Genomic DNA, 24,616 nt, shown 5'->3' with positions numbered 1-24,616 from the left:
ATACTACTGATTATTTTGTCCCGTGAGCATGCCGTCGAGGGTGCGCCAGGCGAGCTCGGCGCATTTGACGCGGGCGGGCATGTGCGAGATGTCCTGGAGCTGGGCGGCTTCGTCCAGGTCTTCCAGGTCCTCCTCGGAGAGCTTCTCGCCGCGGATCATGGCGAGGAAGAGCTCTGCCAGGTGGCGAGCTTCCTCGACGGTCTCGCCGGTGATGAGGTCGGCCATGATGTCGGCACTGGCCTGGCTGATGGCGCAGCCGTGACCGGTAAAGGAGGCCTCCTCGATCACGTTGTTCTCGACACGCAGCTGCAAGGTGAGCTCGTCTCCGCAGCTAGGGTTGATGCCGTCGTGCTCGTGCGTGGGAGCATCCATCTCGTACTTATAGTCGGGGTGCGAGTTGTGCTCCATAAATGTGGTGGAGGTGTACAGATTACCCATTGAACGTGCTCCAAACGTGATGCAGGCCGGCGATGAACTTGTCGATGTCGGCCTTGTCGTTGTAGAAGGCTACGCTGGCGCGGCAGCAGGCAAGGTTCTCGACGCCCAGCCAGGTGAGCAGCGGCTGCGCGCAGTGGTGACCGGCGCGGATGCAGACGCCGTCCATGTCCATGATGCTCGCGACATCGTGCGGGTGGATGCCCTTGACATTAAAGCTCACGACGCCGTGGTGGTTATCCCAATAGATTGAGCCGATGATCTGGACAAAGTCGAGCTGCATGAGCTCGCCCATCAGGTAGTGGACGAGTGCCTGCTCGCGTGCCTGGATGTTTTCGTAGCCCACCGTGTTGACGAGGTAGTCGAGGGCGGCGCCTGTGGCGAAGATGCCGGCGGCGTCCTGCGTGCCGGCCTCGAACTTCTCGGGGACGGGAGCCCAGACGGCGTCCTGCTCAGTAACCGAGTCGATCATCTCACCGCCGGTAAGCATGGGCGGCATGGCGTTGAGCAGATCCATCTTGCCCCACAGCACGCCGATGCCCATGGGGCCCATGGCCTTGTGCGCGCTAAAGGCAAAGAAGTCGGCGCCCAGATCGGCCACATTGACTGGCATGTGCGGCAGCGACTGTGCGCCGTCGACGACCAGATAGCCGCCGTACTTGTGCACGAGCTTGCCGAGGTTCTTGACCGGATTCTCGACGCCCAGGACGTTAGAGACCTGACCCACGGCCAGGATCTTGGTCTTGGGGCCCACCTTGGCCAGAACCTCCTCGGTCGTGAGCTGGCCGGTCTTGGTGGGGTAGAGGTAGACGAGCTTGGCACCGGTCTCGCGGCAGACCTGCTGCCACGGAATCAGGTTGGAGTGGTGCTCCATGATGGTGATGACGACCTCGTCGCCCGGCTCGAGGACTGTGGGTGCAAAGCTCTTGGCGACCAGGTTGAGCGACTCGCTCGTGTTGCGGGTGAAGACGACTTCGTTGGCCTGGGGGGCGCCGATGAGGTCGGCGATCTGTTGGCGGACCTTCGCGATGGCGTCGGTGGCCTCGACGGACAGCGAGTACAGGCCGCGCAGGGGGTTGGCGTTCATGCGCTGGTAGAAATCGCGCTCGGCGTCGAGCACGCAGGCGGGACGCTGCGCGGTGGCGGCACTATCGAGGAAGGCGATCTCGGGATGCTGCTGGAACAGCGGGAACTGTGCCTTGTAGGGGTTGGTCTCGATGTCTACGGTAGGCCAGCCGCGCGAGGCCTCGTCGCTGGCGTCGAGCTCCATGGGCTCGGGGGCGGTACAGGTGTCGCATTTAACGTGCTCGGTGTCGATCATGCGAGCTCCTCTTCAAAGTTGTCGATCAGGTTGTTGCCCAAGCGGACGACGGCGGCGCGGGTACGCTCGTCGGTGGCGGAAAGCGCGGCGTCTTCCAGCTTGGCGCGGATGAACAGGTCCTCGGCGGCGTTTTGGTCAAGGCCGCGGCAGGCGAGGTAGAACAGCTGCTCGTCGCGGACGTGACCGATGGTGGCGCCGTGGTTGCCGGCGACGTCGTCCTCGTCGCAGAGGATGACGGGGACGGTCTTGTTGTCGACGCCCTTGTTGGCCAAAAGCACCGTCTCGCGCTCGGTGCCGGTTGCACCCTTGCAGCCGTGCACGAGGTCGATGGTGCCGCGGTAGACCTTCTTGGACGTGCCGGTCAGCACGCCGTTGGCGTCGATCTCGCACTCGGTCTTGCGACCGCGGTGGCGCAGCTCGTAGTTAAAGTCGCGCACCTGCTCGCAGGCGCCCAGGTAATCGGTATCGATGGTGACCTTGGCGGTATCGCCCAGCAGGTCGCCGGCAAGGCCGGTGGCGCTGGCGCCGGCACCCAGGACAGTGTGCTGCACGTTGACGCGCGCGCCCTCGTCTAGGAACAGGCCGGTGTCGTCGAGTGCGATCCAGCTGTCGTCGAGTGTCTGCGTGCAGGTCACGTTGACGGTGGCGTACTCGTGGGCGCACACACGCAGCACGGAGCCCACGACGCCCTCGCCGGCAACGGGGGAGTCCAGGGCTAGGGCGAGGTCGAGCGTTGCCTGCGGGCGGGCGACGACGTCGATGGCGGCAATCGCAGCCGCTGCGTCGACGCCACTCACGCGCACGGTAACGGCGGCGTGCTGGTAGGCGGGAACATCGATGACGATGCGCTTGGTGGCGTGCTCGGTCAGATACGCATAGGCGGCCTCGCCCATGCCGGTCTCGAAGGCCTCGGCAGGGGAGAGCTCCTCCTCGAGCTTGATGGCGCCGGCCTGGTAAACAGAGGTGGCGGGCACGTCGAGCTCGGTCTCGGGCGTGATGCGGGCACGGTCGGCAGCGTCGCCGGGGGCGGAGGCGCGGCGCTCGGGGAAGCGCTCGGCCATGGCGTCCATGGCGGCGTCGAAGGCGTCGGCCGAGCCGGCAAGCTGCTCGTCCAAGCCCTCGACCTCAACGGCCTCGGCGGGGGCGGCGGCAAGTTCGTCCGAAAGCTCGAGCTTGGTCTGGTTCATCTTGAGCCAGCCCCAAGTTGCGGCCGGCATCGCATTAACCTGCTCGAGCGTGGTCGCAGCGGTGTTCGTGGTCTGTTTCATTATCCGATCGCTCCTTCCATCTCGAGCTTGATCAGGTTGTTCATCTCGACGGCGTACTCAAGCGGCAGCTCCTTGGAGACCGGGTTGGCAAAGCCGTTGACGATCATGGTGCGGGCCTCTTCCTCCGAGATACCGCGGCTCATCAGGTAGAACACCTTGTCGTCGCCGATGCGGCCGATGGTGGCCTCGTGGCCGATGTCGACGTTCTTGGCGCGGATGTCCATAGCGGGGATGGTATCGGAGCAGCTCTGGTCGTCGAGCATCAGCGACTGGCAGCTCACGGTTGCCTTGGAACCCTCGGCCTTGGGTGTCGCCACAATAGAGCTGCGGAACGTCTGGATGCCGCCGCTCTTGGAGATGCCCTTGGTCTCGACGGTCGCCGAGGTCTCGGGGGCGTTGAGCACGACCTTGCAGCCGGTGTCGAGATTCTGCCCGGCGCCGGCAAAGGTGATGCCGGTAAAGCTCGAGCGAGCGCGGCGGCCGTTGAGCACGCTCATGGGGTAGAGGTAGCCCACGTGGCTGCCGAAGGAGCCACTGATCCACTCGATGTCGCCGTCCTCGTCCACGCGCGCACGCTTGGTGTTGAGGTTGTACATGTTCTTGGACCAGTTCTCGATAGTTGAGTAGCGCAGGTGCGCACGCTTGCCCACAAAGAGCTCGACGGCGCCGGCGTGGAGGTTGGCCACGTTGTACTTGGGCGCGGAGCAACCCTCGATAAAGTGCAGGTCGGCATCGTCCTCGACGATGATGAGCGTGTGCTCAAACTGGCCGGCGCCCTTGGCGTTAAGGCGGAAGTAGCTCTGCAGCGGGAAGTCGAGCTTGGTGCCCTTGGGCACGTAGACAAACGAGCCGCCCGACCATACGGCGCCGTGCAGGGCCGCAAACTTGTGGTCGGTGGGCGGGATGAGCGTCATAAACTTCTCGTGGATGAGCGGCTCCCACTGCGGGTCGTGCAGGGCCTCCTCGATGCCGGAGTAGACGATGCCCATCTTGGACGCCGTATCCTGCATGTTGTGGTAGACGAGCTCGGAGTCGTACTGCGCGCCGACGCCCGCCAGGTAGCTGCGCTCGGCGTCGGGGATGCCCAAGCGCTCAAAGGTGTTCTTGATGTCGTCGGGCACCGACTCCCAGTCGTGCTTTTGGTCGGTGTTGGGCTTGACGTAGGTGACGATGTTGTCCATGTCCAGGCCCTCGATGGAGGGGCCCCACGTCGGGTCAGGGAAGCGGTTGAAGATCTCGAGGGACTTGAGGCGCAGGTCGAGCATCCACTGCGGCTCGTCCTTCTTGGCGCTGATCTCGCGCACGATGTCGGGCGTGATGCCGGCGTCGAGGCGCTCGAATCCCTCCTCGCCATAGGTGAAGTCGTAGAGGCTGCGGTCGATGTCCGCGACCTCGGTGCGGTTCTTGGTCATTGCGTCGCCCCTTTACGCCTGCTGCCCGGCAGCGGCGGCTTCGGCCTGGGCGCGCTGCTCGGCGGCCTCGCGCTCGAAGGTCTCAAAGCCGTTCTTGTCGATCCAGGGGATGAGCGAGGCGTCGTCCTCGCGCACGATATGACCCTTGACCATAACGTGGACGCGGTCGACATCCAAGTGCTCCAGGATGCGCGTGTTGTGCGTGATGATGAGCATGGAGCCGTCGCAGCTCTTGCGGTAGGCGTCCATGCCGTGGCTGACGGTGGAAAGCGCGTCGACGTCCAGGCCTGAGTCGGTCTCGTCGAGGATGGCGAGCTTGGGCTGCAGCAGCAGAAGCTGGAGCATCTCGACCTTCTTCTTCTCGCCGCCCGAGAAGCCCACGCCCAGCTCGCGGTTGAGATAGGCGGTATCCATGTTGAGCTCGGCCGCGAGCTCCTTGACGCGGCGGCGGAACTCCTTGCCCTTCATCTCCAGACCGGGGCGGCCGGCGATGCTGGCGCGCAAAAAGCTCGACAGCGGCACGCCCGGGATCTCGACCGGGGCCTGAAAGCTCAGGAACAGGCCGGCACGCGAGCGCTTGTCGGTGGTGAGCCCGGTGATGTACTGGCCGTCAAAGATGATGCGGCCGTCGTTGACGGTGTAGACGGGGTCGCCCATGACCAGGTGACCAAGGGTGGACTTACCCGCGCCGTTGGGGCCCATCAGCACGTGGGTCTCGCCGGCGGCGACGTTGAGGTTGACGTTGTGGAGGATGGTCTTCTCGTCCACGGAGGCAGTCAGACCTTCGATGGAAAGCAGCGGATTTGCGCTCATGCTGTCCCTCTCTGTATATGGTGTACTCATAGGTGTACTAAACCCTAGGAATCTTCTCGGAATAAAGTTACTATGGGTTCGGCGTTAGTCAAGGGAAAACCCGACTAATCCACTCGACTTTTCAAATTCTGGGACAAAATAACCTGTTGTGTTTGTCCCACTTACTTAAGATTTGGGACAAACAAACCTGGTTATGTTGTCCCAGATGCGATGGGAGGGTAGGTATGCTCATTTCTTCTAAGGGCCGCTATGCCCTCCGACTGATGATCTATATCGCAGCGCTGGGCGACGCCGAGGGCAAGATCGCTTTGCGCGAGGTCGCCGACCGCGAGCGTATCTCGCAAAAGTATCTGGAGCAGCTGGTTCGTCCGCTCATGAAGGCGGGCCTACTTAAGAGCGTGCGCGGCAAGGGCGGCGGCTACATGATGGCCAAGGACCCGGCCGAGGTGCGTGCCGGCGACATCCTGCGCGCCGTCGAGGGCAGCACGGCTCCGGTGGCGTGCGATGGCATCGACAACAGCTGCGCTCGCAGCGATCTCTGCTCGACCGTCAAATTCTGGCGCGGTCTGGACGACGTGATCGAAAAGTACGTCGACGGCGTGTCGTTGGCCGACCTTGCCGCCGTCCCAGAGATCAACTTTGACATTAAGCTGTAGGTTGAGCGCAATTCCTTAAGATTTCGCGGAGGGTTGTTGCCGTTTACCGAGGGGTTGTTGTGCAACAACGGGCGAGCTGCAATACTTATTTCTATCTTTGCAAACTGCACTTTAACTACACCAATGCAGGGAGGATCTTATGCAGCCCAAGCATTCTGCGATTGTCGCGGGCCTGACGCTGGCGCTTTCGTTTGGCGCCGTTTCCGTGCCGGCACCCGCCGCTGCCGAGGAGCCCACGCCGGGCGTTGCCTCGGATGCCACCGATATCGATAAGGGTCTCTACACCCAGCAGTCCTTCTCGGGCGTGCTGAGGTCGGTCCAGGGCGTTTCGTTTGTTAACGTGACCCCCGAGATGAAGTACTTTACCAAGTACGAGAGCCATGGCAACTATAACCAGGGCTTTTCGTATGGCGACGGCTATAACGCGCTGGGTTATTACCAGTTCGACCGTCGTTGGTCGCTCATTCCGTTTATGAAGCAGGTCTACAACTACAATCCCGAGAAATACAGCATGCTCAAGGATGCGATTGATCGCGGCAGCGAGATTTCTAACACGAGCAATGCCATGTACGAGAACGCCCAGCTCACTGAGCTGGGCCGTATTGCGCAGGAGGCCTTCCAGGGCGCTTATAACACCGACCCTGCTGAGTTTTCGGCTCTGCAAGATGCCTATGCGTACAACTCGTACTATGCGGTGACCGAGGCGTGGCTCAAGAGCGGCCTAGGTATTGATATTTCGGGCCGTGCCGATTGCGTTAAGGGCATGGTGTGGAGCATTACCAACATGTGCGGCACCGGTGGCTGCAGGGACTTCTTCCGTTGGGCGAATCTCTCCAACGATATGTCCGACCGCGAGTTTGTGACGGCGCTCTTCAATAGCGTGGTCGATAACGTTGCCACCAAGTTTTCGAGCCAGCCCCAGTATCATGAGGGCTGGAAGAACCGCTACCGCAACGAGCTGAAGGACTGCTTGGTTTATATCGCCGAGGACGAGGCCGCTGCCGCTGCGACGCCCGTGCAGCCCGAGCCTACGCCGGCGCCTGATTCGAATGACGACTCGCGTGACGATGCTAACGATGACAGGATGGATGCGCCCTCGACCGATGCTGACGGTGATGGCTCTGCTGGTGGCACTACCAACGACGGCTCCACCTCGAACGGCTCCGTTTCGAACGGCTCTGCTGCGGGCGATTCGTCTTCAAGCTCTGCAGGCAATACGGACAGCGACGCTTCTGGTTCGACCGGTGCTGGCACCTCTAACTCATCCACCGGCTCGAGCGATTCGTCCGTTGGCACCGGCTCTAACAACGGCTCCGGCTCTGACGCAACCCCTGGTTCCGATGCTTCCAAGGATGACTCGAATAAGGCGCCGGACGTTCCCGTTGCTTCGCCGGACAAGAAGCCTTCTTTCTCCGAGCAGCTTGGTTCTACGCTGGGCTCTTCGCTGATGGCTGGCGTCAATAACGGCTCGACCCAGAACAAGGGCAACTCTGATCAGGTTTCCACGGAAAAGATCGAAGCCGCAAAGGGCGACTCCAAGGACAAGGCTTCCGAGAAGACCGAATCCGATAAGGGTTCTAGCTCTGAGGAGAAGAGCGACAAGTCCGAACAGAAGAAGGACGAGGATAAGAAGTCTGAATCTGAGGAGAAGGACAAGAGCAAGGCCGAGGGCGAAAAGAAACAGTCCGAAGACGACGACAAGAGCGGTGCTGACAACCAGGTCCAAGAGCAAAATGACTCCAAAACGGTGACCACCACGACCACGACGACTACAACTACCAAGTCCTCGGGCGGCAACATGCCCAAGACGGGCGACTTGATTGTGATGGCGAGCCTTGCCAGTGCAAGCTTGGCCACACTGGGCGCTACGTCTATCGTAAGTGGTAAGCATAAGCTCGATCAGCAGAAGAAGGCTTCTGGGGAGGACGGCTTGGAGGAGTAATCTTCCAAATCGTTTTCTATAAGAGTTTGGGACGGGGTCCGGTGCGGCGGCATCGGGCCCCTTTTTTGTTGTGCAACGATTTGTTATGCCCCCTCGGGGGTCTGTTGCTACCGCTGCCCGAAACGTTTGCATGTCGATATTGTTGCGCTCTACCCGCTCGCTACAATGGACATCGTGCTGCGTTAGAAGGAGAGTTTACGGTGTCTGAACAGGTGAATTGTGGTTTTACTCATGCGTTCGGTGCACGGTTGCTCAATCATGCGGATAGCGCAGCTCTACCGGTTGATGCATACGACTTTTCCGATGCAATCAATCGGTGTTTACTCGTCGATAAGACTATGTTTATTGCCGATATATTGGACAGTGAAGCACCTGTTGCGCTTTGCTGTCGGCCCAAGGGTTTTGGCAAGAGCATGAATCTATCGATGCTCAAGTGCTATTTGGAACGACCTGATCACCGGCTGCCGGATCGAAGCCTGTTCGCTGGTACCCAGATTTGGCAGGCGGGCGGCGGTCGCTATCGTGATGAGTACGCGAGTTATCCGGTCATCATGCTCGACTTTACAGCTGCCGCTTCGAGGCATGGCGCTGGTGCTGCGGCAGCAATTCGCGGAGCTGTCGTGCGCGAGTGCGCCAGATTGCTGCCGCTGCTTGCCGCGCCTGATCTGTCAAGACGTGAGGTTCGTCTTATCGAGAGGGTGGCGCGTGGGGTGGCCAGCGATAGGGAGATCGATGCGGCGCTTGGCGTGCTTATTAAACTGCTCCAGGTAGCTTTCGATGAACATGTTGTTCTTCTGATAGACGACTACGACGTGGTATGTCCAAAGCGTTTGGGCGCTAAGGACGACGGTAGCGTGGATTCCCTAGAGTCGCTCAGCCGAATGTTGTTCGACACCATTGCCGACGCCGGCGACTCGTTGCGATTGACGTGTCTTATGGGCGAGCGCCCCGGTCCTGCCGAGTTCGCGTTGTCCCAACGTGGGGTTTCCTATCGGTCGGCGACACCGCTGTCGAGCTGGTGTGATCGATGGTTCGGTTTTTCGGACGACGAAGTCCAGGTGCTGTTGGATCGCATCGGTCGCAACGGCTGTCTGGATGACGCGCGTGAGTGGCTCGAGGGCTATCTGTTTGGTGGTTTTTATTGCTCGATCCCGGAGCGCGTGGTGGACTACGCACATCGCGGTTGCGTCGCGCCCGTTCGGGCAGATCTGTATGGTTACGCCGACCGTCTGAGCGCATGCGTCGGCGACTGGAATCTCATGCGCCTGTCCGCATTGTTCGATTTGCTTGAGCCGCATGGGTTTATTGAGGCGCCAGTGCATGTGCATGCCGAGGAGGCCGATGCTGCCAAGCCCGAAGATATCTGGACAGCGCTGTATCTGTCTGGATTTCTTACGACGGACATGACGGGGCATTCGGAGGACGGCGCGTGCCTTCGTTCCCTGCGTCTGCCTAACAACGAAGTGCGTCAGGCGCTCCGTCTTGTAATTCTGGAATGGTTTGAGTGCGCCGTTGAGGACGTTGGAGTTATCGACTCGTTCCATGACGGGCTGTGTCGAGGAGACGAGGACACTGTAAAGCAAGCTTTGAGCTGTGCTATCGGCGATCTGGGCATCGATGTGGGCCAATCAGATATGCCGACAGCCTATCATCTGGCGCTTCAGGGGCTCTGCTTTGGACTGCCCGGCTATTGCAATCCCAGCTCCAAGCGAAGTGGCGTCTCGGATCGCTGGGATATCCAGGTGATTCCCACCGGTCGGGTGTTTGACGTGGCCGACACGCTCGGCATGCTGGACGAGCGCCCGCTGATAACGATCAACATGATGTGCGACCCTGGCGTCGATGCCCTGGGCCTGGAACTGTTGGCGGTTCAGGCGCTGCTCGAAATCGAGCGCAACGGCATCGATGATATTCGCGTGCCACGCCCTGCCGTCGGGCGTATGCGCTGGGGCTTTGGCTTTGACGGGCAGCGCGTGTCCGTGGTGTGCCAGCGGTTATAGGGGATGGCGAAAGCCCTTTGCTACTCGGCGTCCTTCAGGGGCGGCATGGGCTTCCAGTTGGGGTCCTTGATGATCTTGCGGGCGTCCTTCATGCCACGGCGCAGCGCCGGAATACCGGTCTTAAAGCACTTGTCAACGGCGGCCAGACGAATGAACTCCTTGCAGAAGGTCGCGGCGTTGCCCAGACGGAACAGCATGGGGTGATAGTCGCCATAGATCTGCATGTAGCGGGCCAGATAGCCGCGGTTGCGCATGATGTAATAGCGGTTGGTGTCGCTCGTGGAGTTGAGTTGGCGCTTACCGGCGATGTCCCAGTTGGAGACGGCGCGGGCGCGCTTGAGCACCACGTCGGCAACCACGGCGGCGGGGAAGTGCTGGCTGGCCACGTAGCCGTAGCAGGCATCGTCGCCGTAGATAAAGAAGCGTGCGTCGGGCAGGCCAATCTTGTTGACCACGCGGCGCGAGAACATGCCGCCCTCAAAGCACAGTTGGTTCATGGTGCGGTAGCCCTCGGGTCCCAAGTCCCACTTGGCGACAGGGTTGGGAATGCCGAGCGAAAGGATGAGTTGGTATTGCCAAAAGAAGGCGCCGCCGTCAAAGTCCAGGCGCGAACCCTGGATGACATCGTAGCGGTCGGTCCACTTGGCAAGACGCTCGATGCCTTCGGGGATGACGAGCACGTCGTCGTCCATCACCCAGAACCACTGGGCCCCCAGATCGTAGGCGCATTTAGTGCCAGCGGAGAAGCCGCCCGCACCGCCGCCGTTTTCGAGCTGCGGGGCGTAGATGACACGGTCGGTGCCGCCCTGCGCGTCGGGCTGCTCGGTGTCGATACCCCACAGGTTGGCCAGACGCTCGTTAAATGCGGCGCACATGGCCTCGGTCTCGCGCGAATTCTCGTTATCGACAATCACGATGCGCCAGGGCGTTGCCGTGAGCTCGGTCATGGAGTCGAACAAGTTGGCCAGGAGTTCCTGGCGCTTGTACGTAACGACGACGATGGCGAGCTTATCGATGGGAGCGGGAAGGGTTGAAGGCATGGGGCAATATATCCTTTCACGCGCGGCGCGCATGCGCTGCGCGGAAGCTATCGAATACGTCCTTGGGACTGTCCTATTGTAAAGGCTCGGCGCACCTTGACGGCAAGCTTTGAATAAAACGCAGGAACCTGCCATGGGCCCGCCGCATGATGTGGGGCTGCTTTGCCCGCAAGAGGCTCCATAGATTATATAAACGCCCGCTGGCGCGCTGACCCTTTGATACCATGAAACGACAGGTATTTCCTAAGGAGCACATTTGTCTACTAACGTCTCTGGCAGCCCTGTTCTGTCGCTGCTTATTCCCATTTACAATGTTCAGCGCTACCTGCGCGAGTGTCTCGATTCCGCCCTGGCACAGACGCTCAAGGATATTGAGATCATCTGCATTAACGACGGGTCGACCGACAACTCGCCGGCGATTATTCGCGAGTATATGGAGCGCGATAGGCGCGTCAAGATGATCGACAAGGCCAACAGCGGCTACGGCGACTCGATGAACCACGGTCTGGAGATGGCGCGTGGCAAGTACGTTGGCATCTTGGAGTCCGATGACTTTATGGCGTCCGACGCACTCGAAAAGCTTGTCTCGGCCGCCGATAGCAATAATGCCGACTTTGCGAAGGCGAACTTTGATTTCTACTGGTCTAAGCCCGAGGAACGCCGTTCGCTGCACGAGATGTTTAGACCTCAGGATTGTGGCAAGCCAGTGCATCCGAGCGATACGACGCAGTTCTTTAAGCAAAAGCCATCGATTTGGTCGGCCGTGTACCGTCGCGATTTTCTTGAGCGCAACGGCATTACGTTCCTGCCGACTCCGGGGGCATCCTTTCAGGACACGTCATTCGCCTTTAAGGTGATCGCGTGCGCCGATAAGGCTGTTTACCTGCACGATGCCGTGCTGTCGTATCGCCAGGACAACGAGAATTCCTCGGTCAATTCTTCGGCTAAGGTCTTTTGCGTCAATACCGAGTATGCCGAGATCGAGCGTTGGATTCGACAGGATTATGCCCGTGACCACGCAAGTGATGACGTCGCGCGCATGCTCAAGTTCAATCAGCTCATTAAGTACGATTCGTATATGTGGAACTACGTGCGCTTGGCGCCTAAGTTCTATAAGGAGTTCCTGGTTCAGATGGCCAAGGAGTTCCAAGCGGCCTTGGACGCGGGGGAGTTTTCGCTTGACGACCTCAAGCCGTGGAAGCGCGCAAATCTCGCTGCCATCCTCAAAGATCCTGAGGGCTGGGTTGACGAGCATCCGAGTTTTGCGACGGATGGTGCCTTGGGGCGTGCTAAGTATTACGCCTCGGTTGGAGGCCCAGGCGTGGTTGCTGCCTTCCTCATCGAATCGCTGAGGGGGTAGGTCGACATGGGAGAGACTTTGACCCCCAAAGCGACCATTGTCGTCCCCGTTTACAACTCTGCGCGCTCCATTCAGCGATGCCTCGATTCGCTGTTGGCTCAGTCCGAACGCTCGATTCAGGTTGTCTGCGTCAACGACGGTTCGACTGATGATTCGTTGAACGTGTTGCGCCAGGTCGCGCAGGCCGACGATCGCGTACTGGTGATTGACCAGGAAAATGCGGGTGTCTCGTGTGCTCGAAATGCCGGTATCGATGCCGCCGAGGGCGAGACCGTCTTTTTTGTGGACGCCGACGATTATATCGATGCCCAGACGGTCGAGCGCGTACTGCATGCCATGGAGTCTGCAGATGCCGAGGCCGCCGTTTTTGGCGGCGTCTGTGAACCAGCCGATGCTGCCCCCAAACGCGTCCATCAACTCATGAGCCCCAAAGCCGGTACCTTCGACGCCCGTGATCCCCAACTTCTGTTCCATTCGAATGCGCAGCCCTATGCCTGCCGCGTGGCTTTTTCGCGCGAGCTGCTCAATCGCGAAGGCATTCGCTTCGCCCCCGGTTTGGCTTTGGGCGAGGACGTCGTCTTCCAATTTGCGGCTTATGCGCTTGCCCGCAAGACCGTCGTCATGCCGGACAAGTTCTACCACTACGTGATGGAGAGCGAATCGGCGACGCACGAGTTCAACAGTGCCGAGGCTCGCGCCAAAAAGCTTGACGCCCACATGAGAATGCTCGAGGAGGTCTTGGAGGGCTGGGCGGCCTACGGTCTTTTGGACCTGTGCCCCGGCGAGCTGATCACCTGGTTCCTGGACCTCATTGTGTTCGACCTGGCGCGCTTGGATGCCGATGACTTCCATCGCGTGGCGGCTCGCGTCAACATGGACCTCACGACGTTTTTGGGAACGGAGTGGGCGGATATGCCTGCTAAGGGCGCCGTTCGCCGTGTTGCCCACAAGCTCGTTGCGGCGACCTCGGGCGTTTCGATGGCAGATGCCGCGCTGTTCTATCTTTCGACTCGCGGTCTCAAAGCCTGCCTGGAGCGTTTTATCTAATTCCAAGCGCTGCCGCCCGCCGCAACTCGGCTGCTAAAATAACCCTGTTACACGCTATTCAACAGGAGGTTCTCTTGCAGAACTCTGATACCCCTAAAGTTTCGCTTCTTGTTCCCATCTGCAATGTTGAGCGCTACCTGCGTGAGTGCCTCGATTCCGCCGTGGCGCAGACGCTCGAGGACATCGAGATCATCTGCATCAACGACGGCTCCACCGATAGCTCGCCAGATATCATCCGCGAGTACATGGAGCGCGACCCCCGTGTAAAGATGATCGACAAGGCCAACAGCGGCTACGGCGACTCGATGAACCGCGGCCTGGAGATGGCGCGCGGCGAGTACGTGGGCATCCTTGAGTCCGACGACTTTATGTTTGAGGATTCACTCCAAAAGCTGGTCGCCAAGGCCGATGCCGAGCATGCCGATGTGGTAAAGGGCGACTTTTACCTGTATTGGTCCACGCCCAGCGAGCGGCGTGAGCTGTTTGGGATCATCGACGAGCATATGACGGGCGCCGCGTATCGCCCCGTCGATCGCCCGGGCATCTTCTACCGCAAACCTTCCATTTGGTCGGCTATCTACCGGCGCGAGTTCCTCAACGACAATCAGATTCGGTTTCTTCCCACGCCAGGTGCTTCGTATCAGGATGCGGGTTTTAACTTTAAGGTCTGGGCATGCGCCGAGCGTGCTGCGTTTATCGCGGACCCCATTTTGTGCTATCGCCAAGATAACGAGAAGAGCTCCGTTAATTCTCCTAACAAGGTGTTTTGCGTGTGCGACGAATATACCGAGATGCAGCGCTTTTTGGATGAACGCCCCGAGCTTAAGGCTCAGCTTCAGGGTATTTTAATGCGCATGAAGGTCGATACGTACCGTTGGAATGATGAGCGCCTGGTCGATGAATTGCGCGAGCAGTTTTGGGAGAAGGCATCTCCCGAGCTCAAGGCCGATTGGGATGCCGGTCGCTTTGACCTGTCTCTCTTCGACCCGCGTGGCGAGACCGACTTGCGACTGATGGTCAAGTCGCCCCGCGCCTATATCGATTCGTGCTTTGATTTTAAGAAGCCGGGCAAGCTCAATACGTTTAAACACTACTTTAAGATCGGCGGCCTGCCGCTGGTCTGGCGCGTGCTGACGTATCAGCGCGCCTACGGCGACAACCCGCACCCCGATGACGTTCCGGTCGCACAGTAGGAGCACTTGACTATGGCTACCCCCAAGATTTCCGTTGTCGTTCCTATCTATAACGTGGAGGAGTGCCTGGCCTGGTGCCTGGACTCCCTGCTTGCGCAGGACATGCCCGATTGGGAAGGCGTGCTGGTCAACGATGGCTCGCCGGACGGTTCGCGCGATATTGCGGCTGCCTATTGCGAAAAGGACGCGCGCTTTACGCTGGTCGATAAGCCCAACGGCGGCCTGTCGAGCGCCCGCAATGCGGGTATCGCTGCGTCCACGGCGCCTATTGTTGCTTTTTTGGATTCCGACGACCGCTTTACGCCCGATGCATGCCGCGTGATCGTCGATGCCTTTGAACGCGAGGATTGCGACGTGTTGACCTTTGGCGCGAATCCGTATCCGCTGGAGGCGGGGTATCCGTGGCTTAACTATGTGCTGAGCCCGCGCGATGTGTCGTTTGAAGGCTATAGCTCTGACCTGCTGTTTAAGGAAGCGTCTCGCCCCTTTGCATGGCGCACCGCCTGCAAGCGTGAGTTTTTGCTGGGCAACGGGATCGTGTTTGACGAAACCGTTAAGTATGGCGAGGACCAGGTCTTCGATTTTGCCGTGTACGGTCGTTCGCGTAAGACCGCGCTTATCTCGAACAAGCTGTATGACTACCGCGTGGCGCGCAAGGGCTCGCTTATGGACACCATGCGCTATGACGACGAGACGCGACTGCTGGAGCACGTGAAGATTTACTCCGCGGTGCTGGCTGACTGGCAACGCGACGGTCTCGATGTCCAGTATGCCGATGACCTGGCGTACTTCCTATGCGATCTGGTGCTGTACGATGCGCTCAGGTTGCTGGGTTCGGACTGCGGCAAGGTGTTTGCCGCCGTTGCCGCGGCGCTTGCCGGTTCTGCCGTGGGCAGCGATGCTGCGCTCGCACAATGCGCTCCTTCTGTTGCCGCTATGGTGCGTGCGGCGCTTACCAGCAAGGCCCCCAATGCCCGTGAGTGCAAAAAGCTCATGTTCGATTACGACGTCTTGAGGTTTGGACGCCTGGGTGCCTGCAAACGTATGGCAGCGAACGCCCTGGGAAAGCGAGAAGTGTAGATGAGTATCAAGCGTTTGGCACTTTGCCGCAGTCAGGGCCGTCTGTTTGTGCTGCTTCGTTTTGCCGGTCAGGATGTCGCCGCGCTTATTGAACGGGAGGGTTCTCAAGCGTTTGCCCATGCGACGACGAGCGGTTCTTGTGTGCCGTCGCTGGTGCTCCCGGTCGATCATGGCCGTGTGCTGGCGCTTTGCCCTTCCGTTTCCGATTACGAGCGCGAGCTCGCCGTCTTGGTGCTTCCCTTTTTGGACGGCTCTACGATTGACGTCGCATTTGCGTCCGATGGCCAAAAGCTTGGCTCCATTCGCCCCGATAGCCGCGTGGCCAAGCTGGAATCCAAGGTTAACTACAAAGCAAAGCCTGCGCTGTGCGCGCTTATCCGCGATGCGCAGCGTGGCGAATGCTGCGGTCGCTACGAGATCGATGCCATTCGCTATTTGCCGGCAGACGCCGGCGCGGTGTGGCGCTATGAGGTTACCTGGGCGGGAGACCCCCAGTGCACCCCTGAGTTCCAGATCTTCGATACACATATGAACGCCATCGATGTTACCGTGCATGTTTTTGAATCGCAGGTTGACGTGCCGCAGCAGAACGGATGCCGCGTCAATAAAACGTATCTGAGCGTAGAGATGCCTCAGGATATACGGGATTTTGTCGCGATTGCGGCTGATCCCACGGGCCTAATCCAGAGCGGGTTTTGCGCTATGGATGGTCGCCTGTACAACGGCATGGTCGACGATAGCTGGAACCGCATGAAGGATGCGCGTGCAGACGACGCAGCTTATCGGCGTTGGTTTGAGCAACATCGCGCAAAGCCGGCCGATTTGGTGTGCCAGCGTGTCGCTTCGGCGGCCTTTGCCTATAGGCCGCTTGTGAGCATTGTGGTGCCGTGCTACAAGACTGATCGGGTCTACCTGCGCGAGCTGCTGGACTCGGTGCTAGCCCAGAGCTATGACAACTGGGAATTGCTCCTTATGGACGCCTCGCCCGAATGGGACGCGGTGGCCGCCCTTGCGGCAGGCGCTCACGACGAGCGCGTTCGTCGCATCGAGCTTCCCGGCAACGGCGGCATTGTGCTCAACACCAACGCTGGTATTGAGCAAGCGACGGGCGACTACATCGCGTTCTTGGACCACGATGACATCCTGGAACCGGACGCGTTATTCCACTATGTTGCCGCGCTGAACAAGGTTGCCGAGGGCGAGCGTCCCCAGGTCCTGTTCTGCGACGAGGACATGTTCCAGAAAACGGGGGAGTGGGGCCAGCCGGTCTTTAAGACGCGGCTCAACGTCGACCTGCTCTATAGCCATAACTGCGTGACGCATTTTCTGATGGTGGAGAAGGCACTTATCGATCGCATTGGCATGTCTCCGGAAGATGTTGCGGGTGCCCAGGACTACGACCTGACGCTCCGCTGCCTTGCGGCGGGCGCACGGTTTGAACATGTTGCGCACGTGCTGTATCACTGGCGCGTGCTTCCGGGATCGACCGCCGATGGTTCTGCCGATAGCAAGCCGTATGCCATCGAGGCCGGGCGCCTTGCGCTGCAGCGCCACTTTGATTCGTTGGGCGTTCACGGGACGGTCGAGGAGACCGAGACGCCGTTTGTCTACCGCATGCGCTATGCGCTGCCGGAGCCTGCGCCGCTGGTGAGCATTGTGATTCCCACCAAGGATCACATTGAGACGCTCGACGCCTGTGTAATGTCGATCGCCCAGAGAGTCACGTATGCCAATTACGAGATTGTCTTGGTGGAGAACAACAGCGAAGCCCCGGAGACGTTTGCGTATTACGAAACCCTGCCAGAGCGCGTGGCTGCAGCATCTGAAGGCAAGGGCATCGCGCGCGTTGTGTACTGGCCGGGCGAGTTCAATTACTCTCAGATCATTAATTTTGGCGTGGAGCATGCCAAGGGCGATTACCTTCTGCTGCTGAACAACGACACCGAGGTCATAAGCCCCTACTTTATCGAAGAGATGATGGGCTATATGCAGCGTCCCGATGCGGGCGTGGTGGGCGCCAAGCTCTACTTTGCCGATCATCTGGTGCAGCACGCGGGCATTGTGGTTGGCGTGCGTGGCGCACTTGCCCATGCCAACCAGGACTTCTCGGCAAAGCGCGAGGGCTATCTTGCCCGCGCTGTGCGCCCGGGCAACTTTAGCGCCGTAACGGGTGCCTGCCAGATGGTGCGACGCGACGTATTTGAGCGCGTCGGCGGCTACAACGAGGAATTCGCCGTTGGCTTTAACGACGCAGACTATTGCCTGCGCGTATGGGAGGCGGGCTACCGCACCATCTATACGCCCTATGCCGAGCTGTATCACTACGAGTTCACCTCGCGTGGCAGGGAAGAGGCCAACGAGGAAAAGCTGCGCCGTTGGAAACGCGAGCAAGCCCTGTTCATGCAGCGCTGGCCAGAGTTCTTCTTGACGGGCGATCCGTGGCTCGGACCGAACCTATCCTCCGAGAGCGAGTACTTCTCGGTCTAAAGCAATGGTTTTTAGGAAGTACTAAACTTTCTTTCGCTATGAGCTTGGAAGAAAGCAACGTTGGACTACCTACTAAGACAAATTACGAAAGCTCGATACTTCCGCGATAAGTTTATACAGACTTATGCAACACGATATAATCCGATATAGTCTACGATAAACTTATAAAGCTAAGATTGACCGATAATCGATTGTCTTGAGAGGCAAACAAGTGAGCGCCACAGCATTCCATAACCCGTTTCGTCCCACTGCCGGCGCTGAGCCTCCGCGCATAATTGGTCGTGATGATATTGCCCTTGAGTTTACTGAGAGTTTGAATGCGGGAATTGGTGCACCTGCGAGGCTCATGCGCATTGCTGGACCGAGGGGCTCCGGAAAAACTGTTTTGCTCTGCGATCTTAGGGATCGTGCTCGAGAGCTTGGATGGAAGACCGCTATTGTCTCTGCTGGCCCTAATCTATTGCTGGACTTGAGGGATCAGGTTGCTGATTCTTCCCTTGCGACTAATGCTTCGGTCGGCGTAAACGCCGGCTTTGTTTCCGCGAAAGTCGACGTTGCGCCCAAAGAGTCGAGCCTTAGAAAGTTGCTGAGTTCGGCAGCGAAGTCATCCAAGGGCCTTTTTATTGCCATCGATGAAGTTCAGGACGCCCCGATTGACGATATGCGTGCCATTGCGTCTACGGTTCAGCTTTTGATAGGGGAAAAAGTAGATATCGCACTTGCCTTTGCCGGCTTACCCGCCGGCGTTATGGATCTTATTAACGGCAAGGCGCTTACGTTCTTGCGACGTGCCCTCCCCGAAGATCTGGCGCCTATCAACCGGGTGGAGGTAGCTCTCTCTATGGGCGATAGTTTTGTCGCGACTGGTTTGACCATAGAGGACAATCTTCTGTCGAGAGCCGCTAAGGCCACTAAGGGCTATGCCTATCTGGTGCAACTGGTCGGTTATTCCATTTGGCAGCGCGCTAACTTGCATCGTGCCAAAAGTGCCATTGTGAGCGAGCGCGACGTCACCGAAGGCATTGCGCTGGCAGAGGCTCGTTTTCACGATGTTGTTCACGAGCCCGCGATTTCTGGACTGGGGCCTAACGATATCAAATACCTTTTGGCGATGTGCGAGGATAAACAACAGTCTAAATCAGCCGAGATTGCTAAGCGCATGGGTAAAAAGACCAATGAGATCAGCTCTATTAGGGCTAAATTGCTACAAAGAGAGGTTATTCAGGCGCCACAGAGAGGCTACGTGCAGTTTGCCTTGCCGGACCTAGATATTTATCTGCGAGAGAATGCCGAGGAGATTCTCGAACGCTTCTAGGTCGAGGCTTAATTAGGTTTTGATTTTACTTGGGGGCATTATGGCAAAAATACGAGATTCCCGTATCGAATTACTTCGCATTGTCCTTATGTGGACGGTAATGGCTCATCATTTTGTTGTTCACAACGCTGATTCTGTTTCCGTATTTCCTAGCTCGTTTACTAGGTTTTTCTACAATATCTTTTTCTATCCAATTGGAAGAACTGCGGTCGGCTGCTTTGTTGCCATAACAATCTGGTTTGTTGCGGGGAAAGCTGGATACTCCATTAAACAAGCTGTTAAACAGATAGCTTCAATCGAAGGCACGGTTCTCTTTTATAGTATTGCGCTGGGATTTTTCTTCATGCTTCACGGCGATATTCAAGTAAGTCCAACCAATTTGATAGATATTTTTGCACCAATTCTTACTGGTTCTAGTTGGTGGTTTGTAACCGTCTATGCTTGGCTTGTATTTTTACTGCCCTTTTTAATTCCGGCTTTGCATGCGTTGGACCAGAAACTACATCTTTATCTATCAATCTTTCTGGTCTTCGCCTTTGGATTCCTGCGTTATGTGCCGCTCTTTTGGATTCCCATCGACGGGCTACTAGTGGATTTTATTATTATTTGCGTTCTTGTTTGCTATATTCGCTGGTATGTAGATTTGTCAACAGTGAATATAAGGCACTTGGTTGCTTGCTGCATTGCTTCTTTTGTTGGAGTTGCAATCTCGTTTTATGGTCAATTCCATGTTGATGGTTTGCTGGGCTCGACCTTTGCGAATTTGTATAACGGCTTTTTTGGTTCACCGGCGTCCATTTTTTCATTAGTTATAGCCATCTCTGTCTTGTTGATCGATTTAAAAATGCCGCATTTTTCCTCCCGTTTCGTTAACACTGTCGCGAAACTATGTTTTGCTACTTATCTTATTTCTGACTATGGGCCTATCCAAAGTTGGCTCTGGAGCTCGCAGTTTCCCTTTACGCGTGTCGGCGTTGGACTGGGAATGTTGCAGGTGCTTCTGGTTCCAACAGCTGTGTTCGCGATTTGCTTAATGTTGGAAGGTCTCAGGAAGCTCTTGATTGGTTTCATCATACGTTTTATCGGCCCTTTCGATTTGTTAAATCAAGCTTTGTCGTAGAACCAAGACTTTTGACATTTTCTTCCGCATACGTGATTTGACGACGATCCCTCTATACAGGTGATGGAACGATTGGGATTTCGAACCAGCGTTCTCTGGTTGTAGCGGATTGGTCGACAACCATCTAGGAAAGCGCGTCGTGGGCACGCAAAGCCTGTTATAGGTATGGTAACGCCCACGGTTGTTGCAACTAAGACGAATATCACCGAGGCTGCTGTTAAGAAGCCGATCGAGCCGAAGACTGACGTGGTAACCGTTGCGAAGTTTTCTGAGACCGTCGATGATGACTCGGTTGGCATGCCTCTGGTGCTGGTGTTGTTGGAGGCGCTTTTAATTACTGTAGAGGCTTCGGTTTAAATCAAGGAATCGAACCGGTTTCCACATCAATAGAATGCGCTGACCGCATATGACGTATCGATATGGGCATGGTATTGCGTTTTTTAATTTGCGGCCACAAAGATGCCTTTTGCAAAGCGAAAGGGCTATCTTGCCCGCGCCGTGCGTCCGGGTAACTTTAGCGCCGTGACGGGCACCTGCCAGATGGTCCGACGCAACGTATTTGAGCGGGTCGGCGGCTATAACGAGGAATTCGCGGTTGGTTTTAACGGCGCAGACTTTTGCTTGCGCGTATGGGAGGCGAGCTACCGCACCATCTTTGCGCCCTATGCCGAGCTGTATCACTACGAGTTCACCTCGCGCGGCAGGGAAGAGGCCAACGAAGAAAAGCTGCGCCGCTGGAAGCGCGAACAGGCCCTGTTCATCCAGCGCTGGGCGGAGTTCTTCCTCGATGGCGACTCCTGGCTCGGACCAAACCCATCCTCCGACAGTGAGTACTTCTCGCTTTAGAGAGGAGTGGTGCCAAGGTTCGGTATAAGGTGCTCAAGAGCTGTGGAGGCGTTGGGCTTTGCTACACTGCTGGTGTTTGATTCGTGGAGATCGCGTCTTGCTTTGCCAAAAGCAACTGGCGAGATTATTCTGACGATGAAGCCCCAGCCGCCTCTGATGCAAGCGAAACATTGGGGCATTTTGCTGTATTTCGCGGCCGTGAGCTTAGGCGAATTACGACGAATTGCCTGCTTCAGGAATTTTTCGTGTCACAGGTGCTTGCGTTGTTTGGGGCGCTGCTTATTGATTTAAAAGCTAAAGTTTAACGCTGCGTCAATGGAAGAACGAAATAAAGCCCGCTGAGTACGCCTGCTATCTTTTATAGGAGCAGTCTCCCATCTGCTTTTATAACAATTCTCTTTTATAACTGGACTTCCGATGCGGAAGAGATTGTAAGATAATGCAACATTAGTATCATTATTTGTGATGGGGGATACGATATGAAAAAGGCATTGCGTGCCTCAGCAGCGTTTTCTTTAGCTGCTCTCTTGACGATTTCGCCCTTGATGAGTCCTGTAGCCGCTGCTTATGCTGTGAATAGCGTACGATCAGTGAATATTACATCAGATGCGGCGTCCGCAGACGGTGGCGTAGCTTCACGTGACGAGGGCCCTGCCGACGGAGACATGACTGTCGAGCAGTCGTTGCCGGTGGATGTTGACGAGGCGGCTGATGAGGATTTCGGTGCAGATGCTTCTTTGGTTGAACCGCAAGCCGAATCGACTGATTCTTCCTTCCAATATATATATATTGGCTACCCGAACCTTATCAGTGGGGCTGACCAAGTCGTCGCGTTTGCAACTCCTAATGACAGCGATACCATCGCCTCCGCAACGCTAAACTATGTGAGCGCCAACGGAGTTCAGGGAGCTGTTAATGCTTCCGCGCAGGCTGTAAATTCTGCCGCATTTACATTTGGCTCGAAGCTAGATCTCAATACATACTTTCTTACTTCAATAACCTATGTTCTGCAGGGCGACGATGCTGAACATGAGATTGATCTCTCTGACAGGGATTATTCTTTTGCGGTTGTTGAGAGCTCTGCTAATTCCGAGGGCACTTCCGTTTACTATGCAGACGGCGAAGGCAATGCTGTTGAGGCTCAATCCATCAAACAGGCGTTGGAGTGTGCCGATTCACCGGACGGCATTTCTACTTATGCTGCGCGCTCGGCTCGAAAAAACGTACGGGTAATTGCCCTCGATGCTGGCCATGGCGGCACTGATCCCGGTGCGCAAGGAAATGGAAAGAGTGAAGCGGATCTAACTTGGAAGATTGTTGCTGCTTGCAAGAATAAGCTTGAGGCGTATGGTTTTAAAGTCGTTCTTGCGCGCGAGCAAAGCGGTGGCTACTCCGGAAATGATTACCTTTATCGTGTCCAACGATGCGTGAGTCAAGGTGCGCAGGCCTTTGTTAGCTTCCATATTAATTCCGGTTCGCCTGTTGCCCATGGCGCTGAGGTATATGCCCCCACTGCCAATGAATATGATTACACGCAAGTTTCCGTCGAGCTCGCGAATAAAGTTATGAACAACCTCGCTTCTATGGGGCTCAGCTATCGCGGTGTATTCCAGATGGAAGTCGGAGATGAGTTCGCGGTCATCCGTTGTGCCCGCGAACAAGGTATTCCCGGCATCCTAATCGAGCATGGCTTTATTTCTAATGCGGGGGACGTGTTGAATTATTTTAGCGATGAGGGCTGTAGGCGTCTTGGCGAAGCCGATGCCGATGCGATCATTGCGCAATTTCCTAAGTCAACTTGGCTCGACTATTCTTCCGTATTCGATGCTAATTACTATTTGTCGCATTATCCCGACGTTGCCAAAGCTACGGCTGGAAATAGCGATTTAGCTCTAGACCATTTTATTAACTATGGCATGAGCGAAGGTAGGCGCGGCTCTGCCACTTTTGATGTACAGAGTTATTTTAATGAGTATCCAGATTTAAGAGCTGCCTTTGGCTTTGATTTAGTTAAGTACTATGAGCATTACGTTACGGCAGGAAAAGCAGAAGGAAGGCATGGGACCGGATGCTCAAAGATCGAGGGATACGCTACGACTATCAATGGTGTTGATTATTCATCCGTCTATGATCCCTCATTTTATCTATCGAATAACAAAGATATTCGCAACGCTTTTTCTAAACGAAGCCCCGCTGGCGTTGTAATGATTGACGATGCTGCCGTGCTGCGCCATTTCGTCAGCTGCGGCATGGCTGAGGGCCGGCGCGGGAGCGAGTCCTTCGACGTGCTGAGCTATTACAACAGATACCCCGACCTGCGTCGCGCGTTCGGTGCCAACCTCACCGCTCTTTATGGCCATTACCTCAGCAGCGGTCGCGCTGAGGGGAGGATCGCGACTGGATGTGATTCCCTCGCGGGCGCTGTCGTTTCGCAGGGCGGTACCGATTATTCCCCCGTTTACGATTTCCACTTCTATACCTCCAACAACGGTGACGTCCTGAACGCCTTTACAGCCGTCAAGGGCGGTTTGAGGTTCGTTGACGATGCTGCCGTGCTGCGCCATTTCGTCAGCTGCGGCATGGCTGAGGGCCGGCGCGGGAGCGAGTCCTTCGACGTCTACGGCTATCGAAATCGTTATACGGACCTGAGGAAGGCTATCGGGCTGAACCTGAAGAGCTATTACATTCACTATTTAAATTGCGGCATTAAGGAGGGGCGTAATGGCGCAAGTATGACTGGATATGAAGGCCTTATTATGTCGCCCGCCTATTCAACCTATCTAGATGCTGCCAATCAGTTCACAAAGACTGTGGGTACTAAAGGATTCCCTTCAGCCGTGTATACGGATAGGGGAGCGTCGAACATTAGAGATTTCTGCAGAATTCTATATGAAGAGGCTCAGTTGGAAGGCGTCTCACCTGAGGTTTTATATGGACAGGTGATGAAAGAAACTGGGTATCTAAAGTTTGGCAATTTGGTTCAGCCTGATCAGTGTAATTTTGGAGGCCTTGGTGCCACGGGGGCTGGTAACCCAGGCTATAGCTTCGGATCTGTTCGTGAGGGACTGCGGGCGCAGGTCCAACATCTAAAGGCGTATGGTTCTACGAAGCCCTTGGTCAATCCGTGTATTGACGCTCGCTTTAAATATGTCAGTCGTGGTTGCGCTCCGAGAACCATTGATTTAAATGGTAAATGGGCTGTTCCTGGCGTTGGATATGGTGAAAGCATTGATGCAATCGCTAAAGAGGTAATTGGTTAGGCTATTTAATAAAATCTAAAA

Annotated in this window: 20 protein-coding genes; 14 read left to right on the top strand and 6 right to left on the bottom strand. The window is 56.8% G+C overall.

What is annotated here, in order from left to right; genetic code table 11:
- Positions 1–3 precede the first annotated feature (3 nt).
- Genes sufU through sufC form a run of 5 tightly spaced genes read right to left on the bottom strand, consistent with a single transcriptional unit; the run spans position 4 to position 5,249 of the window.
- On the bottom strand, positions 4–438 hold the full coding sequence (gene sufU, locus DXD77_RS05180) for a Fe-S cluster assembly sulfur transfer protein SufU (RefSeq protein WP_117563904.1): 435 nt from the start codon (positions 436–438) through the stop codon (positions 4–6).
- Entirely contained in the window at positions 431–1,756 is a 1,326-nt protein-coding gene (locus DXD77_RS05175) for an aminotransferase class V-fold PLP-dependent enzyme (RefSeq protein ID WP_199407881.1), read from the bottom strand. Before DXD77_RS05175 ends, sufU begins: the two co-directional genes overlap by 8 nt.
- Positions 1,753–3,024 carry a SufD family Fe-S cluster assembly protein gene (locus DXD77_RS05170; protein ID WP_117563903.1) on the bottom strand — a complete coding sequence of 424 codons (1,272 nt, stop codon included), beginning with the start codon at positions 3,022–3,024 and terminating at the stop codon, positions 1,753–1,755. The genes DXD77_RS05175 and DXD77_RS05170 overlap by 4 nt, the downstream gene beginning before the upstream one ends.
- On the bottom strand, positions 3,024–4,436 hold the full coding sequence (sufB, locus tag DXD77_RS05165) for a Fe-S cluster assembly protein SufB (RefSeq protein WP_117648014.1): 1,413 nt from the start codon (positions 4,434–4,436) through the stop codon (positions 3,024–3,026). The genes DXD77_RS05170 and sufB overlap by 1 nt, the downstream gene beginning before the upstream one ends.
- A 12-nt stretch (positions 4,437–4,448) precedes the next feature.
- Entirely contained in the window at positions 4,449–5,249 is an 801-nt protein-coding gene (gene sufC / locus DXD77_RS05160; RefSeq protein WP_117563902.1) for a Fe-S cluster assembly ATPase SufC, read from the bottom strand.
- 224 nt (positions 5,250–5,473) lie between these two features.
- On the opposite strand from sufC, the gene DXD77_RS05155 reads away from it, so the two are divergent.
- From DXD77_RS05155 to DXD77_RS05145, 3 genes are all read left to right on the top strand, one after another.
- Positions 5,474–5,905, top strand: a complete 432-nt coding sequence (locus DXD77_RS05155; RefSeq protein WP_117563901.1) for an Rrf2 family transcriptional regulator — start codon at positions 5,474–5,476, stop codon at positions 5,903–5,905.
- A 139-nt stretch (positions 5,906–6,044) separates the two neighbouring features.
- The gene (locus DXD77_RS10375; RefSeq protein ID WP_158548913.1) at positions 6,045–7,847 is read left to right on the top strand and encodes a hypothetical protein; all 1,803 of its coding nucleotides are present in this window, start codon (positions 6,045–6,047) and stop codon (positions 7,845–7,847) included.
- Between the two features lie 41 nt (positions 7,848–7,888).
- Positions 7,889–9,847 (top strand): AAA family ATPase, encoded by a 1,959-nt coding sequence (locus DXD77_RS05145; RefSeq protein WP_369831497.1) that lies wholly within the window; start codon positions 7,889–7,891, stop codon positions 9,845–9,847.
- Between the two features lie 20 nt (positions 9,848–9,867).
- Here the strand turns inward: DXD77_RS05145 and DXD77_RS05140 are convergent, their stop codons facing one another.
- Positions 9,868–10,887, bottom strand: coding sequence for a glycosyltransferase (locus DXD77_RS05140; RefSeq protein WP_117563898.1), 1,020 nt, complete (start codon positions 10,885–10,887; stop codon positions 9,868–9,870).
- A 256-nt stretch (positions 10,888–11,143) separates the two neighbouring features.
- On the opposite strand from DXD77_RS05140, the gene DXD77_RS05135 reads away from it, so the two are divergent.
- From DXD77_RS05135 to DXD77_RS05090, 11 genes are all read left to right on the top strand, one after another.
- Entirely contained in the window at positions 11,144–12,247 is a 1,104-nt protein-coding gene (locus tag DXD77_RS05135) for a glycosyltransferase (protein WP_117563897.1), read from the top strand.
- A gap of 6 nt (positions 12,248–12,253) precedes the next feature.
- The gene (locus tag DXD77_RS05130) at positions 12,254–13,294 is read left to right on the top strand and encodes a glycosyltransferase (RefSeq protein ID WP_117563896.1); all 1,041 of its coding nucleotides are present in this window, start codon (positions 12,254–12,256) and stop codon (positions 13,292–13,294) included.
- A 74-nt stretch (positions 13,295–13,368) separates the two neighbouring features.
- Positions 13,369–14,487, top strand: a complete 1,119-nt coding sequence (locus DXD77_RS05125; RefSeq protein WP_158549092.1) for a glycosyltransferase family 2 protein — start codon at positions 13,369–13,371, stop codon at positions 14,485–14,487.
- Between the two features lie 12 nt (positions 14,488–14,499).
- On the top strand, positions 14,500–15,567 hold the full coding sequence (locus DXD77_RS05120; protein WP_117646341.1) for a glycosyltransferase family 2 protein: 1,068 nt from the start codon (positions 14,500–14,502) through the stop codon (positions 15,565–15,567).
- Positions 15,568–18,054, top strand: a complete 2,487-nt coding sequence (locus DXD77_RS05115) for a glycosyltransferase family 2 protein (RefSeq protein ID WP_117563893.1) — start codon at positions 15,568–15,570, stop codon at positions 18,052–18,054.
- A gap of 211 nt (positions 18,055–18,265) precedes the next feature.
- Positions 18,266–19,369, top strand: coding sequence for an ATP-binding protein (locus DXD77_RS05110; RefSeq protein WP_233502337.1), 1,104 nt, complete (start codon positions 18,266–18,268; stop codon positions 19,367–19,369).
- Between the two features lie 40 nt (positions 19,370–19,409).
- Positions 19,410–20,489: an acyltransferase family protein gene (locus DXD77_RS05105; RefSeq protein WP_117563892.1), complete on the top strand. Its 1,080-nt coding sequence runs from the start codon at positions 19,410–19,412 to the stop codon at positions 20,487–20,489.
- Positions 20,490–20,654: 165 nt separating this feature from the next.
- Positions 20,655–20,846 (top strand): hypothetical protein, encoded by a 192-nt coding sequence (locus DXD77_RS05100; RefSeq protein WP_117563891.1) that lies wholly within the window; start codon positions 20,655–20,657, stop codon positions 20,844–20,846.
- 102 nt (positions 20,847–20,948) lie between these two features.
- Entirely contained in the window at positions 20,949–21,335 is a 387-nt protein-coding gene (locus tag DXD77_RS05095; protein WP_117646340.1) for a glycosyltransferase family 2 protein, read from the top strand.
- 83 nt (positions 21,336–21,418) lie between these two features.
- Positions 21,419–21,640: a hypothetical protein gene (locus DXD77_RS10270; protein ID WP_147324135.1), complete on the top strand. Its 222-nt coding sequence runs from the start codon at positions 21,419–21,421 to the stop codon at positions 21,638–21,640.
- 174 nt (positions 21,641–21,814) lie between these two features.
- On the top strand, positions 21,815–24,595 hold the full coding sequence (locus tag DXD77_RS05090; RefSeq protein WP_117646339.1) for an N-acetylmuramoyl-L-alanine amidase: 2,781 nt from the start codon (positions 21,815–21,817) through the stop codon (positions 24,593–24,595).
- Positions 24,596–24,616 lie beyond the last annotated feature (21 nt).

Source organism: Collinsella sp. TM09-10AT, assembly GCF_003436275.1.
Classification (GTDB): Bacteria; Actinomycetota; Coriobacteriia; order Coriobacteriales; family Coriobacteriaceae; genus Collinsella.
This window is presented reverse-complemented; position numbering and strand designations above follow the sequence as displayed.

Coding starts and splice junctions, on each gene's coding strand:
- sufU (WP_117563904.1), bottom strand. CDS start 438: ATGGGTAATCTGTACACCTCCACCACATTTATGGAGCACAACTCGCAC.
- DXD77_RS05175 (WP_199407881.1), bottom strand. CDS start 1,756: ATGATCGACACCGAGCACGTTAAATGCGACACCTGTACCGCCCCCGAG.
- DXD77_RS05170 (WP_117563903.1), bottom strand. CDS start 3,024: ATGAAACAGACCACGAACACCGCTGCGACCACGCTCGAGCAGGTTAAT.
- sufB (WP_117648014.1), bottom strand. CDS start 4,436: ATGACCAAGAACCGCACCGAGGTCGCGGACATCGACCGCAGCCTCTAC.
- sufC (WP_117563902.1), bottom strand. CDS start 5,249: ATGAGCGCAAATCCGCTGCTTTCCATCGAAGGTCTGACTGCCTCCGTG.
- DXD77_RS05155 (WP_117563901.1), top strand. CDS start 5,474: ATGCTCATTTCTTCTAAGGGCCGCTATGCCCTCCGACTGATGATCTAT.
- DXD77_RS10375 (WP_158548913.1), top strand. CDS start 6,045: ATGCAGCCCAAGCATTCTGCGATTGTCGCGGGCCTGACGCTGGCGCTT.
- DXD77_RS05140 (WP_117563898.1), bottom strand. CDS start 10,887: ATGCCTTCAACCCTTCCCGCTCCCATCGATAAGCTCGCCATCGTCGTC.
- DXD77_RS05130 (WP_117563896.1), top strand. CDS start 12,254: ATGGGAGAGACTTTGACCCCCAAAGCGACCATTGTCGTCCCCGTTTAC.
- DXD77_RS05120 (WP_117646341.1), top strand. CDS start 14,500: ATGGCTACCCCCAAGATTTCCGTTGTCGTTCCTATCTATAACGTGGAG.
- DXD77_RS05115 (WP_117563893.1), top strand. CDS start 15,568: ATGAGTATCAAGCGTTTGGCACTTTGCCGCAGTCAGGGCCGTCTGTTT.
- DXD77_RS05105 (WP_117563892.1), top strand. CDS start 19,410: ATGGCAAAAATACGAGATTCCCGTATCGAATTACTTCGCATTGTCCTT.
- DXD77_RS05100 (WP_117563891.1), top strand. CDS start 20,655: ATGGTAACGCCCACGGTTGTTGCAACTAAGACGAATATCACCGAGGCT.
- DXD77_RS05095 (WP_117646340.1), top strand. CDS start 20,949: ATGCCTTTTGCAAAGCGAAAGGGCTATCTTGCCCGCGCCGTGCGTCCG.
- DXD77_RS05090 (WP_117646339.1), top strand. CDS start 21,815: ATGAAAAAGGCATTGCGTGCCTCAGCAGCGTTTTCTTTAGCTGCTCTC.